The organism is Nostoc paludosum FACHB-159 (assembly GCF_014698835.1).
Lineage (GTDB): Bacteria > Cyanobacteriota > Cyanobacteriia > Cyanobacteriales > Nostocaceae > Nostoc > Nostoc paludosum.
The window spans coordinates 15505-34024 of sequence record NZ_JACJTU010000064.1 but is presented as its reverse complement, the minus strand read 5'-3'; the positions used below and the strand labels follow the sequence as shown (position 1 = coordinate 34024).

The following is an 18520-nucleotide window of genomic DNA, read 5'->3' as shown; positions in this document are numbered from 1 at the left end:
CAAAAGAACTGAGGTTTGTTCTAAATGCAGGTAACTATTAAATTGCGAATTGCGAATTGCGAATTGCGAATTGGAATTGCCCACTGTTCCCTTACGCTGCAACTAAGTCTGGTACTGGCTTATAAGCCCGTAATCGTTGCCAGTCTTCGGCGGTTAACTCCTCAAACGGCAGGTCTAGCAATTGTTCGCAGTCAGCTACTTGTGCATCGGTTGACTCTTCTACTTCCAACAGCGACCCCACCGCATCAAACGCCGAGCCAGAATACTGCTGTTCACTTGAGCAACCCCTCTTCACCTCATTCCCTGTGGTGCATGGTTCCTCGAATGGTTCCTGCACTGGCAATGTGCTTTGCTGGTACTGCTGCTTGGCGTAGCTTTGGCATCGAGCAGGCGTAGTGTCTCGGAAAATCTCAACGTCGTTTACTAGCACTCGCCAGTAGAGGTTCTCATGGTTCTCGCTATCGAAGCTAATGCTGGCTACCAATTCGCCATTAACCAAGGCTTCTTGGTCGTAAAACGAGATTTCTGTAATTGTCGGTACTTCTGGTACTTCAGTTAATGCAAATGGGTTGAGTGTGCCGTCCTTATGATGCCAAGAAATGTAGCGATGGCATTTTGCCCAAGTGTTAGCGCGGAACTTCTCTTCACCGTTGACCATAACCAGCCAAGGTTGGGTCATGAATTCGCTATGGTCGTAGGTGATGTAGGCGATGAGTTCTTTGCCACAGTAAATCTCGTGGTGGTAGAAGTTGATTTCTACTGTTGTCAGTGGTTCCGGGGCGATGGCTTCGGCTTGGTCTGCGATGTACTGCTCGAACTCGCCTTGGGCAATCTCTTGTTCGTCTTTTGCAGGACGGGCGATTTTCTGGAGTTGGGCGGCTTGGTGAGAGGCGATGGCTGCGCCAACGTCTTCGACGAACGCACTAATCCACGCAGCCCTGCGCCGTCTGTCTTGTACTTCGAGTGTGCAGCCGATTTCGCTGTAGATCTGCTTGAGGCGGGCTAGGGATTTCAGGTGCAGCTGTTGATGGGTATAGACGTTATGAGTCATAATTGTATTTCCTTGAATGTAAGGACAAAAGGCGATCGCACAAGTTTTCCAGGCTAAGAGCGATTGCCTTTTGTTATTCCTATTTTACCTACTGTTAGTAGGTATTTCAATGGATAGTATCATGATAGTAAGTTATCTAACAGTCTTCTTTCAATAAATACTATTAATAGATAGACTACTAAAAGTAGGTTAATCTATATGTATGAATTCAACTCATGACTGTGGAAGTAAGACTTAAAGAAATTAGAAACGAAAGAGGAATTTCGCAGAACGAACTAGCAAGACGACTTGAGATGTCGCTGGCCAACGTTCAAAAAATTGAATATGGTAAAGCCAAATCAATACCTTTGGAAACACTTGACAAGTTATGCCAGATTTTAGAGTGTGAAGTTGGCGATCTATTAGTTCGCGTACCCGATAGCAATGATGGAAGTTCTAAAAAAGAACAAAAGTTAGTTCAAGTAGTTGATGAAGTCAAAGAAGACAAAATCAATAACTTTAATTCACAATCCATAAATGCAAATGAAATGATTGCAGCATGAGTATAATTGCTCTCAATTTAATCAAGCCTCTAGTATTAGCGTTGATTTTCTTACAGAGGAGTGAAGAATGAGTAATGGTGAGAAACCAGAATCGCGGCACGCTGCAACAGATCCAGAAAAATGCCGCATTATGGAGAAAAAGTATGGTTGGAAACTGTTGCGGGTAGAAGCAACCGGAAACAAAGTATTAAAAGTTGACTGTGTATTTGAAGGCGAAACTAAATTTCCTACTTACGAACAGGAGAATTAATTTTATGAGTAAGTACATTATTTTCAAGGCTGAATCCATGTCAGCACAAGGGTGGGAAGAAAGGCGACTAGCTCATACCGAAGCTTATACCAGCATACTTGCGGAACATTATGATTCTTCCAATTCTCCAATACCAGAACCAGGATACAGACTTAGAGAATATCATCAAGTATCTAAGTTTGCAGATAAACAGTTTCCTGATTCGAGTACCCATAGCAGAATCGGGGATTGGGAAGTAACCAGAGTTGAAGAGTATACCCCAGAAATTCCCAATCATGATTTTGAGGCAGTGATTATCTGCTACTGTCGATACTCCCCAGTAATTACCCCGCTAGAGCCAATGCCAGAAATTCAGGTTTCCCAAGAATTACAAGAAGTTTAGGGGCTAGTCAGCTAGAGGGTAGAGGTGGATTGATGAATACCCGACCCCGTAAGCGCAAAAAAGCCACCTCTGCCGCACCACCCAACCCAGACATCGCCCCTTCAGAAGATCCAACTTCAGTAACCATCGACGTTCCTGCTGTTGAAGTACCTGAATTGACCGAGCAGGAGCAAAGCGATCGCTTGCTTTTGGAACGGAAGGTCGAACGGGCGTTTTTTGAAGCAGGTAAGGCTTTGGCAGAACTACGCGATCGCCGCCTTTACCGTTCGACACACCGCACATTTGAGGAGTATTGCCGCGATCGCTTTGGTCACAGTCGCCGCCAGTCCTATCTTTTAATGGATGCGGCTGTTATTTTTGATAACTTGGAGCAAAAATGTGATCGGAACGATCACATTTTGCCGACTAATGAGTGGCAAGTTAGGCCGTTAGCAAAACTAGAACCAGACCTTCAGCCCGAAGCATGGCAACAAGCTGTAGAATCTGCCAAGGGGAAAGTACCATCTCATCGTATTGTTAAAGATGCAGTGCAAAAGATAATGGAACGCACCCAAGTACCCAATACCTACCAAATCGGTGAAGTGTGCCAAATTCTAACTAAGGACAATCCCGATCTCAGAGGCAAAGGCGGGTGTTGGGCTATTGTCACCGCAGTCAATAACTTCAGTTGTACCGTCAGAACTTGGGATAGAGAACTGACGGTTGGACTGAAGCATTTGAAATCTTTTAATTACCTGCCTGATGAATGTCAGCAGGTGCAGGAGATCTGCGATCGCATTTCACAGGTGTATTCGAGTGGACTGGAGGAGTCGGTGCAGAGGTTTTTGGAGTCGTTGGGGAAGCTGAGGCGGGCTTATTTGACTGGATTGGAAGAAAAAGTGCTGGGCTTGCTGGAGGCTGAAATTATTCCGTAAGATTCTCTTGTTGAAGACTTCAATCATAATGTTTATATTTAAGTTAACGGTATTTACTTAGTAATTTATAAAAAGCAATACAAAAAACCGTAAATTAACCAGGTTACAAGCCAGCTTTAGCGCAAATAGAATGAAGCAAATTGCATATCACTTGCTACATAAAGTAGTGAGTTTTGAGCTAGATGGCTATCAAAAAGGGGTTAATAAAAAATCAACCAGAAGTTGGCAAGCTCATTCGTGAAATTCGTAATCTGACCGGTCTTACACAAGAACAGTTTGCAGCATCTTTGGGTGTTACATATTCAACTGCTAATCGTTGGGAGAATGGACGTTCCAAGCCATCGCCTCTGGCTATGCAGAAGATTCAGCAAATTTTGAATGAAATGGGCGAACAAGGACAGGAATTATTACTGAAGTATTCTTCCAACTAACCTTGGAAGAAAGATAGTTATACTTGTTCGATTTTGTTGTAGGCAATCGCTGTAGTAACACGATTGCTGATTTGATGTGTTGTCTTTAAAGTTATCAGGAAGATGCAAAGCACCTTTACCAGTAAAGCTAATCCTCAACAATTACAGGCTATTCAGGCTACTGAAGGTGCTTTGTTAATCATTGCAGGGCCAGGGTCAGGTAAAACTTTTACTCTGGTTGAGCGGATTGTCTACTTAATTACACAGAAACAGGTAGCTCCTGAAAATTTACTTATCGTCAGTTTTACAGACAAAGCAGCCCAAGAACTGACAACACGGATTTCTAATCGTCTGCTTGAACTTGGTGTACGTTTCAACCTCAATGAAATGTACTTAGGCACTTTTCACTCCATCTGTTTGCGCTGGCTAGAAGAACATAGGGATTTCACCCGCCTCAAGCGCAATTTCATGATGATGGATCAGTTCGACCAGCAGTATTTTATCTACTATCGCCTTTCAAAATTCCTAAACATTCTTAATATTGAGCTTGTTATCGGTAGTCATAAGCAGTCTGCCTGGGATAAATCAGAGAAGTTGATGAAATGGATTAATACAGTCAGTGAGGAGGCATTAAATCCTAAAACACTCATCAATGCTAGTGAAACAGAGGTAGCTGTATTAGGTCATTGCTACGCTCTTTACCAAAAATATCTGGAGGAAGAAAACGCAATCGATTTTTCTACAATCCAATCTGAAGCACTGAAACTTTTACAGCAAAATCCAAAAATTCTGGGTGAACTGCAAGCCAAAATCAAATATTTGATGGTAGATGAGTATCAAGATACCAACACCATTCAAGAATTGATTTTGAATTTACTTGCAGGCGATCGCCCAAATCTTTGTGTAGTTGGTGATGATGACCAGGGCTTATACCGCTTCAGAGGAGCAAGCATCCGCAATATTTTACAGTTTAAAGACCAATTCCCTCAAGGAAATTGTGAACAGGTATATTTAACTACTAACTATCGCTCCCATCCAGATATCATCGACTTCTACAACCGTTGGATGGAAGAACAAGAGTGGGAGGATAGCGGTAAAACATTCCGGTTTCAAAAGTTAATTAAAGCAAGGGAAGACAAGTTATTTCCTGAAGTTCCATGTGTGATGAAAGTTTCAGGCAAAACTCAACAGGCATGGCATCAGGAGGTTTTAGCGTTTTTACACACACTCAGGGATAAAGGCCGTTTAACAGACTGGAACCAAGTGGCTTTTCTGTTTCGCTCTGTCAAGAATGACAAAGCTGTTGCGCTGTCACAGTTCCTAGAGAAAAACGGCATTAATGTTTATTCTCCGCGCTCTAATCAGTTTTTTGAGCGAGAAGAAATTCGTTTAATGATTGGAGCATTAATTTTCCTGTTTCCCCAGTACCCTAATATTCGTAAGTGGAACGATGATGCTCACCTTGAAATTTGGGATTATTACGATAATCAATGCTTCCAGTCGTTTGCTTATGAAATTCGCCAGCCTGAGAATGCAGATCTATGGAAATGGGCAAGAGCGATCGCTAAAACGCATTTGAATCTTAGCCATAATACTGACTATGCTTTTTCGGGGTTGTTTTACCGTCTGCTACAGTTTCCTTTATTTAATCGTTACTTAGATGAAAGCTTACTGCAACAGAAGGGTATTCAAAACAGCCGCTCTATGCGGAACTTAGCAATTTTCTCTCAACTGCTCGATAAATTTGAGTATCTCTATAATATTGATGTACTAACCCCTGCTTACTTAGAGAAGAATCTCAAGGATTTGTTTAACCAGTTTTTCAGGTTCTTGGAAGATGGGGGTATTGATGAGTATGAAGATAAGTCAGAGTATGCCCCTAGTGGCTGTGTGTCATTCTTGACGATTCACCAATCAAAGGGGCTGGAGTTCCCTGTGGTAATAACAGCTTCACTGGACGCTGTACCCCGTAAACAGTACACCCAACTGGATGAGTTATTAGAAAATAACTACCTACTCCGCCCACCCTTTGAACCACTGGAGTTAATCAAGTTTTTTGACTTTCGCCGTTTATTTTACACAGCGTTTTCTCGCGCTCAAAACATACTCATCCTGAGTTGTTTGGAGAAGGACGGTAAGGGGCAAACTCCATCGAAGTATTTTACAGATTTTTACAACAGCTTACCTTCATGGAGAAATACCAACTTTCAACCAGAAGCACTTCTACTGGAGAAAGTTAAGGATGTGAACCTGAAGCGGGAATATTCATTCACTTCTCACTTAACACTGTATGAAAACTGTGCAGAACAGTATCGCTTTTTTAAAGAGTTAGAATTTGCTCCTAGTGAAACTAACTCAATTTTGTTTGGTACGGTAGTACATCAAACTATTGAAGATATTCATAAAACTGTTTTAAGAGGCGAAGAACATAAGCTTTCAGAGGAACAAGTTATTCGTTGGTTTGATACTAATTATGCGTATTTGACCAAGCGCGAAAGAGCGTATTTAGCCCCCAATGTAAAGCGTGCTGCTCTTGAACAGGTGGTACGTTATTACCGGAGAAATCATGGTAATTGGGAGCGAGTAAAGGAGGCTGAAGTAGATGTTTCTCTAGTCAAAGATAATTACATTTTGAAGGGCAGTATTGACCTGATTCAAGGGGAAAATGATACGGTTGAAATCGTAGATTTTAAGTCAGAGAAGAAACTAGATGTAAATAATCCCAAAGACCGGGATAAGTTAGACCGTTATCGCAGACAGCTTGAAGTTTATGCCCATATTGTTGAGCAACGCACTGGTTTAACAGTGAGTAAAACACATCTTTACTATACCAGTGAAGAATCAGGAAATCCGTATATCAGCTTTTCAAAGAATAGTCGTTCAATTGATAAGACTATTGCAACTTTTGATGAGGTTGTGAGCAGGATTGAAGTTAAAGATTTCAGCATTCCAGAGCGACCCAATAAGCTCTGTAAGGGCTGTGATATGAGATTTTATTGCGATGCTAAAAACTGGAGATTTAAAAAGTAATTATGAGTAATGAGCAGTTATTGATTGATGTACCTAATAATAGAGAGATTCAGACTGTTGAAGATTATAAGTTTGAGCCGATTAAAGGCTACCCTATGTTGCATTGGAAGGGCAAGCGTCCTTTTACTTCTACACAATATTACCCTGCTCAATTGAAGGAAGTACATGGTGATGAGGTGAATGGCTGGCGGAACAAGATTTATTGGGGCGATAACCTTCAGGTAATGTCTCATTTGCTGAAGGAGTTTCGAGGTAAAGTGAATTTGGTTTATATTGACCCTCCTTTTGATTCTAAGGCTGAGTATAAGAAGAAAATTAGTTTAAATGGTCAGCAAGCTACAAACAATTTAAACTCGTTTGAAGAAAAGCAATATACAGACATTTGGACTAATGATGAATATTTACAATTCATATATGAACGTTTAATTATTATACGAGAGTTATTATCAGAAGATGGAAGTTTTTATTTACACTGTGATTGGCATAAGTATCATCATTTACGATGTATTATCGATGAAATTTTTGGGTCAAATAATTTTCAGAATGAAATTATTTGGTCATATAGAAAATTTGCACGGGCAGCAGGTCATTTTCCCCAAAGCCACGATAACATCTTATTCTACTCTAAATCTTCAAACAATCTATTTAACCCTCAGTATGTAGGTTTATCTGAAAGTACTCTTAAGAGATGGGGAGGAAAGAAAAGAGGTGGAAAAGATCCAAGTAATCGATATGCAACAGATGAGGATAGTCCTGGTGCTGCAATGCCTGATGTTTGGGATATACCGTTGATTATTGGTGAAAATCCTCAGAAAACCAACTACCCTACCCAAAAGCCCGAAGCGTTACTAGAACGTATAATAAAAGCCTCATCGAATCCTGGTGATATCGTATTTGACTGCTTCATGGGAAGCGGTACAACTCAAGCCGTTGCAATGAAACTTGGTCGCCGCTTCATTGGTGCAGACATTAACTTAGGTGCTGTACAAATTACTACCAAACGCCTATTAGCGATCGCATCCGAACTCAATCAACAAAATCAACAACAAGAGTTAGAAGTTAGCGAAGAAGAACCAACTACTTACTACACAGGTTTTGAGGTTTACAATGTCAATCACTACGATGTATTCCGCAATCCCATTCAAGCTAAGGATTTATTACTAGAAGCATTAGAAGTCAACCCCCTAGAGAAAGGTAACTTGTTTGATGGCGAAAAAGATGGGCGGATGATAAAAATTATGCCCGTCAACCGTATTGCTGCTCGTGCTGATCTCAATGAATTAATTGCTGGGTTTGACTATAAAGCTTTTGAAAAACGTCAAGCAGAATATCCTAACAAACCTGTTGAAAAAATCACCCTTATTTGCATGGGTCATGAACCTGATCTTAAAGGTCAGCTTGAGAAAGAGGCTCGTCCCTTCAAGATTGATGTTGAAGTAGTAGACGTTCTGCGGGACAAATCTAACCTGGAGTTTAAACGAGACTCAGACGCAAAAATTACTATCCAAAAACAATACCTTGTAATTGAGAAGTTCTACCCTATGAACTTGCTACAAAAACTCAGCCTTCAGCAAGAAAATGTAGAAGATTGGCGAGAACTTGTAGAATCCATCATGATTGATTGGAACTATGACGGGGCAGTTTTAGAACCCAAAGATGTAGACATTCCTGATAGGAATGAATTGGTGAAAGGCAGATATAAAATTCCTGATGATGCTGGAACAATCGCTGTGAAGATTACTGATTTGCTTTCCGAATCTTTAATTAAGGAGGTGCAACATGGCTAAAGCTAGAAAAACATCCAAAAATGTTAACCTGGATTTTGCTTTCTTTACCTATTTGCATAATTTTTATAAAGCAAATCGAGGGATTATTCGTAACCACTACCGAAGCTTAACTAAAAGATTTTTAGACTATAACGATCCTGAAAATAATTCTAAAGCTTTTCTGCGTCAACCCCAGTTTGAAGCCTTAGAAATCTACGTATTCTTGAAAGAGTATTTAGACAATGCAGCTGTGCATGAAATCTTTAAGGAGTGGGCGGATAATACAGGTAAGTTTGAGGGACGTACAATTGCAGAGCGTTCTGGACAAATTCAGTTAGATATACTCAAGGAAGCTTCCAAAGAAAAGTACGAAGCGGTATTTGAGAGAATGCGTTCTTATGCCCGTACTTATTCCAACTACATCTTTGCTTTGACGATGGGAACAGGTAAAACTATCCTCATGGCAACTTGCATTTTCTATGAGTTTATTCTCGCTAATAAATGGCCTAAAGACAAAAAATATTGCCACAATGCCCTTGTCTTCGCTCCAGATAAAACTGTTCTCCAGTCATTACGAGAAATTCAAACCTTTGACATGACAAAGGTAGTACCACCAGAATATGTCAATTTCCTTGTTAGTCATCTTCAATTCCACTTTCTTGATGAAGCTGGGGCAACGCTTACTGTTTTAGATAAGTCTCGTTTTAACGTCATTATCTCCAATACGCAAAAAATTATTCTCAAACGTCAGCACAAGGAAAAAACACCCATAGAGAAGCTAATGGGCAGTGGTAAGCCTGACTATCAGGCAGATAGTGTTTATGCCCAAAATGCTGACCTTTACGGTTTTGACCAACCGGATGATGAAGATTCCCTGACAAGTAACCAACGCTTTGAGAAGCTAAGACGCATTGAGCAGCTGGGAATTTACATTGATGAAGCGCACCATGCTTTTGGTAATCAGTTAGCCAATGATATGGGAATTAAGCAAACTGCCACAAGTCTACGGTTAACAGTTGATGAGCTGGCGGCCAGCCTAGAACGAGCAGGAACTCATGTAGTAGCGTGTTACAACTACACGGGTACACCCTACGTTGGTAAAGAAGTATTACCTGAAGTGGTTTATGCTTATGGTTTGAGGGAAGCAATTGATAAGGGCTTTCTCAAAAAAGTCAGAATCAACAGCTATACAAATAGCCGCAGCAATGAATTTGTCGAAATTGCGATCGCAGATTTCCTTAAACACAATTCCAATCAACGGTATGAGGGAATGCTGCCAAAAATGGCTTTCTTCGCTGCCACTATTGAAGAACTCCAAAAAGAACTACGCCCCGCAGTTGAACAAGCTTTAGCAAAACACAATATTCCTAGTAGTTCGATTCTCGTTAATGTTGGGGATGAAAAACTTACAACCAACGATGATATTCGTGAGTTTAATCGCCTGGATACACCTGAATCAGATAAACAATTTATTCTGCTAGTTAACAAAGGTCGTGAAGGTTGGAACTGTCGTTCACTGTTTAGTGTTGCCTTATTCCGTCAGCCCAAATCAAAAATATTTGTACTACAAGCTACTATGCGCTGTCTGCGTGCAATTGGCGAAGGTCAACAAACAGGACAAGTGTATTTAAGCGAAGATAACAAAGTAATCCTAGAAAACGAGTTACAACAAAACTTCCGTATCAGCATTCAAGAAATAGGAGACATTAGTAAAGATAAGGAAACTGTAAAAGTTCATCCAGTCCCACCACCTGTGAAAATCAAGCTGAGAAGAGTTCGTAGGCAGTTTGAAATTAAGGAAAAAAATCTTGTTAGCGGGATTAATCTTAAACTAGATAACATCCCTGAAGACTTACTTAAAGGTTACAAAATAATTCACACTGAACAAGAAGGCATATCTCTAAAAGATGCTTCTAGAAGTAAAGTTAAAACAGCAGATTTAACTGTTGTAAGACAGAAGAGAAAATTCAGCGAATTAACTTTAGTTGCAGAAATTTCTCGTTATCTCAATAAGTCGTGCATATTCATTGAGAATGTTTTGGCTACAACTCAAGAGGGCACAGAAAAAATTCTGAAGTCAGTCAATGAATATAATGAACTTCTCTATGACTGGGTTATTCCTCATTTATTTAAAGAATTTTATGAAATTGACCAGGAAGAATCAACTGAAGAATACGAAGTAGAACTAGTAAAAATTTCAAGTGAAGGATATACATTCAATGCCAACAAAGACTTAATAGTAAAACGAGAAGAAGTTGGTAGTTATGCAACCAAAAGCTTTCACCTTGATACTTATTGCTTTGATTCAAGCCCAGAACGTACACTGTTCTGGAATTTATTAAGAGAAGGTAGAGTTAAAACGATTTACTTTACTGGAATGCTTACACATGGTCAATCTGATTTTTATATCGAGTACATTGATCCAGACTCACATTCTATTAGAAAGTATTATCCTGATTTCCTTTTCCAAAAAGAAGATGATTCTTATGTAATTGTTGAAGTCAAAGGTGATAACAAAATTGAAGACCCTGTAGTACAAGCTAAAAAACAGTTTGCTGAACAAATGGCTACTGCAAGTCAGATGACATACAAAATTATCGCAGGTAGTGAAGCAGGTAGTGGACATTACATCTCGCTATTTTCCTAACAACAGAAAGGCGACTCTTAATCCAATTTAGATTTTCCACTCAAACACTCAAATAGCAAAAGCATTATGAGCATTAGTAGACAACTTACACAAGTCGACCTTTTTAAACGTAGTAAAGATGGAGAGTGGGATACAGGTCTTTTTGTTGGTCGCCCTTTTCGTTTAAGTTACAGCAAAGCAGAAATTCTCGTAGCTGATGCGTGGAAACAAAGAGCTAATGGTATTCCACAGGGATGTTTCTTACTAGCTTATTATGACAATGACTTGGATGATCCTACAAATGCTGAAGCAATTTTACTTCGCGTAATCCAGCCGACAAAACTACCGACGGATCAGGAAGTAATCAGTAGTATGGTTGAATACTACAAAGACAACATACGTACAGGTACTAATCAACGATCTCAGTTAGATACGTTCACCCGCTATGAATTTTCTTTTAGCGGACTCGAATGTAGTGTACTTGGGTCTTTTTATACTGACAACACAGGTAAAACCCGTTTCGGTGCAGATTTAGAGAACTTTTATAGCGCACACAATTATTCAGTTGTTAAGCCATCTATAGATGTCTTGAAATACATCGTTAACTATAGAGAAAATGGCGCTCCTGGTGGAGTGGGCGATATAAAAATTGGCAAAGTTCGCTACAGCTCCAGTCGCCGATTCCAGCAAGATGAAGCGGATGTTCCTGTATACGTTCAAGCTCCTGATTTTGCAGGTAAAAGAACTGCTTTATTTGGGATGACCCGAACGGGTAAATCAAATACAGTTAAAAAAATAATTCAAGCTTGCGTTGAAATGAGTAACAATGCAACTTTTCAACTAGATAAGAATCAAGAAAATCCTGATGAAATTCTAAAACCTTTTACAGAAGATAACAATCCTAAATATCCTATTGGTCAAATAATATTTGATATTAATGGAGAGTACGCTAACCCTAACTTACAAGACCAAGGTACAGCTATTTTTGATTTATATCGGGAGCAAACAGTTAGATATTCTACTGTACCAAAGCCTGATTTCTTGGAAATGAAAGTTAATTTTTATAATGAAATTGAAAATGGATTTGACCTAATAAGAAGTTATCCAACAATTGCTGACGATACTACTCGGTTCGTAACAAATTTTAAAGCAGTAGATCTAACCCGACCAGAAGATTACGATACAAATGGGTCAGCTTCTACTCGCCATGACCGCAGAATCGCTGTTTATCTTTGTTGTTTGCATCGAGCAGGTTTTCAAGCACCGCCTAATTTTCAAGTAAAATTCAGTGCAAATTTGGAAGTTCGTAATGCTGTTAGTCCTAGTGTTGATCCTAGTAAGGGTATTTCACTTGAGGATGCGGCTAATTGGTGGGAATCGCTATGGGAGATTTATGATAGTGATTCTGCTTTTAGTAACTACAGACAAAAAAACCAGCGCGAATGGGCTGATGAAGATTTAAAAGCCCTGTTAGTGATGCTTACTCGTAAAAGTAAATCTGGTGGAGGAGCTAATTGCTCAGGGTTCAGAATTTTTAAACCAGTAATTGAACAACACACCAGCACACTTCAAGAACCTTTTGATCGAGATATATTAAATAACTTGAGACAAGGCAAGATTGTAATTGTTGACTTATCACTTGGAAATCCTGAAATTCAACGAATGTTTAGTGAAAGGATTTGTATTCGCATCTTCGCAGATGCAATTAGTCGTTTTACCAGTACGCGTCCTAATAACTTTATTCAATTTTACTTTGAAGAAGCTCATAATCTTTTTCCTAAAAAAGAGGATAAAGATTTATCTCAAATTTATAACCGTTTAGCAAAGGAAGGAGCGAAACTTAATTTAGGACTTATCTATGCAACTCAAGAAGTTAGCTCTATTAGTAGCAACATCTTGAAAGCAACTCAAAACTGGTTTATTTCACACCTTAACAACGAAGATGAGATTAAAGAGCTACGAAAATATTATGATTTTAGCGATTTTACTGAAAGCTTAATTCGCTTTAGCCAAGATACAGATAAGGGATTTGTGCGGATGAAAACTTACAGTAATCCCTTTGTAATTCCTGTTCAAATCGACCGTTTTCCGCCAGAACAAATTTCAGCTACTTAATAGTAGGAAAAGTGTATGGGCTATTCTAGTAAAAACAACCGCCGTCCTTTTGAGGCTGCAAGTAAAGCATCTCATCACCACCTCATCAATGATTCAGAGGTGCAAGCATTGATGGAGCGTGTCTACATACCACCTCGTGCAGAAGATATTCCTTTAACAGATTTAATTGTCAACTTTATACCACCCGCTAATAATCCCGTTGAAGCAATTATAGCCGTCGATGGAGGCTATACTGAAGCTATTTTAGACAAGGATTTCCCCTCTCGGAGTATCCACTTTTTACAATTTGGTGCATTATTTTTTAAACAGGAAGATTTAATTAAGGTTGATTCTAGCGCTTTTATTGCACCAGAAGACATGGTAAAACTCAAGAATATTAACAGGCTTAAACTAGCATTACCTACTAAAAATATTCGTTTAAAGGATGAAAACACACTCCAAGGAAGTGTTTTAAAAACTATTTTTGAATTTTTTACTAAAAATACATTAGATGAAAGTAAAAGTTTAATTGATACTTTAGCATGGTTTGTTTTTCGTCGTTATAAAGGAGGAAAAAGAACTGAAGAAGATAAAAACTGGTTTTTAGCTACCAATCCTCTCAGCCCAACTGGTAATCCAGTTACTTTATCAGAGCAAAATATGAGTAAGGATTATACATTCCCTTGCCCAGAGACAGGAGGAATAATTTATCTAACTGATATTTTCCGTTTACATGAAATTATCGATGAAGAAATAGGGGCGGGTGGAATCTTAGGTTATTTAGTGAATGTGATTGAACATATCATTATTATTCATTTAATTCGCCAGTTATTTAACACTCAGCCTGATATAGTGAAAAAAATCTTTTTTATCAAAGACGGTTCAACAGGCTTTTTTGGTCAGACAGCTGGTTTACATAGACCAATGCGTGACCTAATAAACTGGCTTTTGAATAAACAGAATATTCTTCTCGCTGGTTTGGAAAAAAGCGGTGCATTTGTAGATCACGCTCATGAAATCCAAAAAACTTTAAACTCTGGCGAAGCTGTAATCTTAACAGACGAATACATATATCGATACATCTTACCTGGAGCAGGAGACCCCAGCCGTCCGTATGCCTCTACTAGCAACTACGGGCATAAGGTTATTTTTAAAACTCGTGGTGGACAGATGCACGTTGTTTCAGTACCAGTCAGAGAACTCAAAAAGACTCCTACTGAAAATGATTTACCCAATTTACAAGTAATATTAGCAAATGTAGAGGCTCTCCACTGTGATATGTATGACTCTGCACTTTTCCCTGTAGCTCTTGTTAATAAATTGGTCAGTCTCTCTGCTCATCCAAGTCAACGGATACTTCAAAAATTTGCTAATCAAGTTATTAGTAAATGAAATTCGATATTTCAACTTAAGTGAAAGTTTTATAAATGATAGATTTAACTACATTTCATACCTGTCTTGCTCAACCTAATGCTCGTGGTTATGACCTGGATAACAAACAAAAAGAAGCCGTTGAGTATAGTCAAGGTTCTTTATGGCTCTTAGCAGGGCCAGGTTCGGGAAAAAGCGAAGTATTGGTTACACGCACTTTAAAACTACTTTGTGTAGATAATGTTAAACCGCGCTCGATCTTACTAACAACTTTTACTCAAAAAGCAGCACGTAATCTGGAAGACCGTCTTGCAAGTTATTTAGCAGGACTTCAAAAGGCAGATTCTAGCCTTCTATCCGTAGATTTAGCTGACATAAGAATAGGAACGCTACATAGTTTATGCAATGATATTCTGCAAGAATACCGTTATGAGGAATACCAAAATGTTCGATTGTTAGATCAGGTAGAGCAGGATTTATTCGTTTATCGTTATGCCTCAATAGCAAATTATCAAGATTTAAACTTCTGGACACAGTTTGCTCACACTGTTCCTGATTGGCGAAGTAAAGATTACTGCCCTGGTAAGTGGAAACGTGCTAAGGCAGCAGTAACTCTTTTCAACCACATTGTAGAAGACAATATTGATGTAGATAAAATGCTTCTAGCTGGAGGTAACTGGGCAACTCTAGCAGATTTTTATCAACAGTATACTCAAGAGTTACGAAATAAGTACCGATGTGACTTTGCTCATCTTCAAGGTTGTTTTCTTAAATTCTTAACCTCTGCTGCTGGAAAAAGATTTTTAGAGGGAGATGGAGAAAATCAACCACCTCTTCTGTATATACTTGTTGACGAATATCAAGATACTAACCCGATTCAAGAAAGAATTTACCTAGCCCTCGCTAATCAAACTTCACATAGCATTACTGTAGTTGGTGATGACGATCAAGCACTATACCGATTCCGTGGTGGAAATGTATCTTGCATGGTCAACTTTGATAAGGCTTGCATAGTAGCTTTGGGTAAATCTCCGAAAAAAATTCAATTGGATCGGAACTATCGTTCGCATACTAATATAGTTAATTTTTTCAATAAATACATAACTTCTTTTCCAGAGATGATAGTCCCCGGAGTACGTGCGCCTGAGAAAAATCCAGTTAAAGCAGCGTCTTCCATTAGCGGTAACTATCCTGCTGTATCTTGGCTTGAACGGAAGAAAGCAGGAGATTTACCAAATGCTGTAGCTGGATTAATCAAAGACCATTTAATAGGTGATGGAATTATATCCGATCTCAGTCAATGCGTTTTACTTTTACGTAGTGCTAAAGATTCGCCAAAAAATGCAGGGCCTTATATTCAGGCATTTCAGCAACACAATATTCCCGTTTATAATCCTCGGTCAAAATCCTTTATGGAATCGGAGGAAGTACAGTGTTTGTTAGCAGCGTTAGTACAAGTTGTTGATATAAAACATACATTTAAAGATTGTAAAGATCCCAAAGGAGAACCACTGTCATGGGTTAAAACTATCCAGGAATGGTTTCAGACTCTTTACAATGTAAAACAAAATCTTAATTACTCTACTAGTGAATTATTTGACTACTTAAACCGTAGTAATTTAGAACTGCCCAAGCTGTGTGCATCTAATAAAGAAAGTGTTTTCCTAAACCTCAATTTACTAGAAATAATCTATCGCATTCTTGCATTAGAACCATTTAAAACATGGAAGAAAGATCCAGTAAAAAATCTACGTCTTTCTAAAGTCAGTCGTCTTTTTGATGGCTATCACAGTTTTAAATTAGATGGCTTGCGTTCAAACACTGATAGAACTGGTATTGAGCCAGATTTTCTAAATCGCTTTTATACAATGTTTGTCAGTTACTTAATTGACGCTAGGATTGATGATGATGAGGATGAAGAAGTCATAGTCCCTCAAGGATATCTTCCTATAATGACTATTCACCAGTCAAAAGGTTTAGAATTTCCGTTTGTTTTTGTGGCACAACTTGGACAAAAGAAAGAAGCTGGAGCCGCACAAATTCTTGAGCGCGATTTAGAGCCGTTTCGACAAGATATTTATTCTAGAAGTACGAGAACTCCAGACCTACTAGCAATCGAAGATGATATTCGCTTGCTTTATGTGGCTTATTCACGCGCGCAGTATGGCCTTATTTTGGTAGGTACTCAAGATCATATTAAAAACCATGTAGCTGCACCATCTCGTAATACTACTGAATTTCGTAGAAATACAATATTAATTTAAATAAATATGCCAAAGCCTTTTAAAGGTATTTCTATACCTGCATCTAAAAAAACAATTATAAAACGCCGATACAGCGTCACTCAAGATGTTGTTTCTTTTCGACGTTGTGGACTTCAGTATGCTGCTTTTAATGTTCACAAGTATGCGCCTGCACAGCAAACACAAACTTATTTTGGTACTGTAATTCATCAAGTTCTAGATCGCTGCCATGCTCATTTTCATGGAATAGTGGAGCCATCAACTAAAGGTTCGATACCTGATAATGGGCTAATACTAAAGGAAGAAGAAATTCATAACTATTTTTATGAAGTTCAAGAAGCGCAGAAAGATAAAAAGACCGTACCGTTACCACCAAGTGAGATCATTAAATATTTTCTTCAGGTTGAGAATGGGCTAAATAGTAAAGGAATTTTAGCTATTAGGTCAAATACTAGAGTTCAAGCTGTAAAGATTTTGCAATACTTCAATGCTTTAGAAGGTGCTGTGTTATATCCAAGGGTTAGAGATACAGAGCATAGGCTACAAGCAGATCAGATAGGGCATATTCTTCATGGAGTTGTAGATTTACTGGTAGACTCAATCGATGAAAATGTAGACCCTGCAAACTGTGAAATGTGGGACTATAAAGGTAGTAGCCGTGTTGGTTTAAATCCAAAAGACTTAGAAACTTATGAGTTTCAGATGCGGGTTTATGCCTACCTTTACCAACGTAAATATGGTGTTTTACCTAAGAAAGCAGTTCTGTATTTTCTTAACGAACTTGATGGTGATACTTGTCCATCTCAGCGTCCAGTTAATGCTTTAATCGAAGTCAGCATTGAGCCTGATGAAATTGAAGTAGCTATAAATGAGTTTACCAAAACGGTAAATCAGATTGAGGAATCGCGTTGTACAAATGAATGGCAAGCTGCTGCTCCAGGTAATATCAGCGAACAAGATTGTAAAAGCTGTGATTTACGCTGGCATTGTAAAACACCTAATGGTGGTAAAGGAGTTAAACCTATATATCCATAACTCTTCTAAAACTGATTAAGCACGAAATATAACTTAACCTTCGCTAGAGATTGAATTCTAATTAATGTTTTCCAATTTACTTATTAATGGAGAGGAACAATGGAAAAAAGAGTACAACAAATTTTAGCTGACATTGAGCGAGTGCAAGAAAATCTGTTAGCACTTTCTGATGATATTTGGCTTAACATTGAGCATAACGATTCACAAGCCCTGCAAAAAGGAGTTGAATTTAAGTTAAATTTTAATCAGAAGCTAGACAGTTTTAACCAGAATGCTTCAGAAATATCACAAATAATAGAACAGTTTACTAACGTTCATATTGAAGTAGCGGATGTTGCCCAAAAGGGAACACCAGAACACGATCGAATTATTCAAGAGCTTGATACAACTCAGCCATATACAGTTGATGAAAATTTTACTTATAAACGTCCTTATGGTTTTATATTGCAAGGGCAAGCTTATAAAGGTATTAATACTTGGCGGAATCTGTATGAACTATTCTGTAAGCAATTAGCAGCTAAGGATATAAAACGTTTTCAAGAATTTGTAGACAGCCCTGATGCTAAAACTGTTCGTGGTGGAGTATTTTTCTCCAGAGATAAAAGCAGCTTCAGAAAAGCTATAGAAATCAATAGTGGTATCTGTGCTGAAGGCAATTTATCAGCTAACACTATCCGAGACAGAATCAAGTTGATGCTCAGTGCATTTGAAATTGAATCGCGTGAATTTTCGCTTTACCTCCGTGAGGATAGGAACGCAGCATAATAATTTGTAAGCGATCGCTAATCTCATCTCCTCAAGCATAT

At 38.7% G+C, this 18520-nt stretch carries 14 protein-coding genes; 13 read left to right on the top strand and 1 reads right to left on the bottom strand.

The genetic code is table 11. The annotated features are described in order from the left end of the window. Window positions 1–91: 91 nt before the first annotated feature. Entirely contained in the window at window positions 92–1051 is a 960-nt protein-coding gene (locus H6H03_RS34445) for a hypothetical protein (protein WP_190959507.1), read from the bottom strand. Window positions 1052–1266: 215 nt separating this feature from the next. On the opposite strand from H6H03_RS34445, the gene H6H03_RS34440 reads away from it, so the two are divergent. From H6H03_RS34440 to H6H03_RS34380, 13 genes are all read left to right on the top strand, one after another. Next, a complete protein-coding gene (locus tag H6H03_RS34440) occupies window positions 1267–1593 on the top strand; it encodes a helix-turn-helix domain-containing protein (protein ID WP_190959506.1) in 327 nt (108 codons plus the stop codon). A 67-nt stretch (window positions 1594–1660) separates the two neighbouring features. Further along, a complete protein-coding gene (locus H6H03_RS34435) occupies window positions 1661–1843 on the top strand; it encodes a hypothetical protein (protein ID WP_190959505.1) in 183 nt (60 codons plus the stop codon). A 4-nt stretch (window positions 1844–1847) separates the two neighbouring features. After that, on the top strand, window positions 1848–2225 hold the full coding sequence (locus H6H03_RS34430; protein ID WP_190959504.1) for a hypothetical protein: 378 nt from the start codon (window positions 1848–1850) through the stop codon (window positions 2223–2225). Between the two features lie 32 nt (window positions 2226–2257). Then, window positions 2258–3139, top strand: a complete 882-nt coding sequence (locus H6H03_RS34425; protein ID WP_190959503.1) for a hypothetical protein — start codon at window positions 2258–2260, stop codon at window positions 3137–3139. A gap of 182 nt (window positions 3140–3321) precedes the next feature. Further along, complete coding sequence (locus H6H03_RS34420; protein ID WP_190959502.1) at window positions 3322–3570, top strand: helix-turn-helix domain-containing protein; 249 nt, start codon at window positions 3322–3324, stop codon at window positions 3568–3570. 102 nt (window positions 3571–3672) lie between these two features. Then, window positions 3673–6579 carry an ATP-dependent helicase gene (locus H6H03_RS34415; RefSeq protein ID WP_190959501.1) on the top strand — a complete coding sequence of 969 codons (2907 nt, stop codon included), beginning with the start codon at window positions 3673–3675 and terminating at the stop codon, window positions 6577–6579. A 2-nt stretch (window positions 6580–6581) separates the two neighbouring features. Beyond that, a complete protein-coding gene (locus tag H6H03_RS34410) occupies window positions 6582–8366 on the top strand; it encodes a site-specific DNA-methyltransferase (protein ID WP_190959500.1) in 1785 nt (594 codons plus the stop codon). After that, window positions 8359–10992: a TnsA endonuclease N-terminal domain-containing protein gene (locus H6H03_RS34405; protein WP_190959499.1), complete on the top strand. Its 2634-nt coding sequence runs from the start codon at window positions 8359–8361 to the stop codon at window positions 10990–10992. The genes H6H03_RS34410 and H6H03_RS34405 overlap by 8 nt, the downstream gene beginning before the upstream one ends. Window positions 10993–11058: 66 nt before the next feature. Then, window positions 11059–13086 (top strand): ATP-binding protein, encoded by a 2028-nt coding sequence (locus H6H03_RS34400; RefSeq protein ID WP_190959498.1) that lies wholly within the window; start codon window positions 11059–11061, stop codon window positions 13084–13086. 15 nt (window positions 13087–13101) lie between these two features. Further along, entirely contained in the window at window positions 13102–14457 is a 1356-nt protein-coding gene (locus H6H03_RS34395; protein WP_190959497.1) for a NurA domain-containing protein, read from the top strand. Window positions 14458–14492: 35 nt separating this feature from the next. Continuing rightward, window positions 14493–16700 carry an ATP-dependent helicase gene (locus tag H6H03_RS34390; RefSeq protein WP_190959496.1) on the top strand — a complete coding sequence of 736 codons (2208 nt, stop codon included), beginning with the start codon at window positions 14493–14495 and terminating at the stop codon, window positions 16698–16700. 6 nt (window positions 16701–16706) lie between these two features. Beyond that, window positions 16707–17714 carry a PD-(D/E)XK nuclease family protein gene (locus tag H6H03_RS34385; protein WP_190959495.1) on the top strand — a complete coding sequence of 336 codons (1008 nt, stop codon included), beginning with the start codon at window positions 16707–16709 and terminating at the stop codon, window positions 17712–17714. 99 nt (window positions 17715–17813) lie between these two features. After that, a complete protein-coding gene (locus H6H03_RS34380) occupies window positions 17814–18479 on the top strand; it encodes a hypothetical protein (protein WP_190959494.1) in 666 nt (221 codons plus the stop codon). Window positions 18480–18520 lie beyond the last annotated feature (41 nt).

Coding starts and splice junctions, on each gene's coding strand:
- H6H03_RS34445 (WP_190959507.1), bottom strand. CDS start 1,051: ATGACTCATAACGTCTATACCCATCAACAGCTGCACCTGAAATCCCTA.
- H6H03_RS34440 (WP_190959506.1), top strand. CDS start 1,267: ATGACTGTGGAAGTAAGACTTAAAGAAATTAGAAACGAAAGAGGAATT.
- H6H03_RS34435 (WP_190959505.1), top strand. CDS start 1,661: ATGAGTAATGGTGAGAAACCAGAATCGCGGCACGCTGCAACAGATCCA.
- H6H03_RS34430 (WP_190959504.1), top strand. CDS start 1,848: ATGAGTAAGTACATTATTTTCAAGGCTGAATCCATGTCAGCACAAGGG.
- H6H03_RS34425 (WP_190959503.1), top strand. CDS start 2,258: ATGAATACCCGACCCCGTAAGCGCAAAAAAGCCACCTCTGCCGCACCA.
- H6H03_RS34420 (WP_190959502.1), top strand. CDS start 3,322: ATGGCTATCAAAAAGGGGTTAATAAAAAATCAACCAGAAGTTGGCAAG.
- H6H03_RS34415 (WP_190959501.1), top strand. CDS start 3,673: ATGCAAAGCACCTTTACCAGTAAAGCTAATCCTCAACAATTACAGGCT.
- H6H03_RS34410 (WP_190959500.1), top strand. CDS start 6,582: ATGAGTAATGAGCAGTTATTGATTGATGTACCTAATAATAGAGAGATT.
- H6H03_RS34405 (WP_190959499.1), top strand. CDS start 8,359: ATGGCTAAAGCTAGAAAAACATCCAAAAATGTTAACCTGGATTTTGCT.
- H6H03_RS34400 (WP_190959498.1), top strand. CDS start 11,059: ATGAGCATTAGTAGACAACTTACACAAGTCGACCTTTTTAAACGTAGT.
- H6H03_RS34395 (WP_190959497.1), top strand. CDS start 13,102: ATGGGCTATTCTAGTAAAAACAACCGCCGTCCTTTTGAGGCTGCAAGT.
- H6H03_RS34390 (WP_190959496.1), top strand. CDS start 14,493: ATGATAGATTTAACTACATTTCATACCTGTCTTGCTCAACCTAATGCT.
- H6H03_RS34385 (WP_190959495.1), top strand. CDS start 16,707: ATGCCAAAGCCTTTTAAAGGTATTTCTATACCTGCATCTAAAAAAACA.
- H6H03_RS34380 (WP_190959494.1), top strand. CDS start 17,814: ATGGAAAAAAGAGTACAACAAATTTTAGCTGACATTGAGCGAGTGCAA.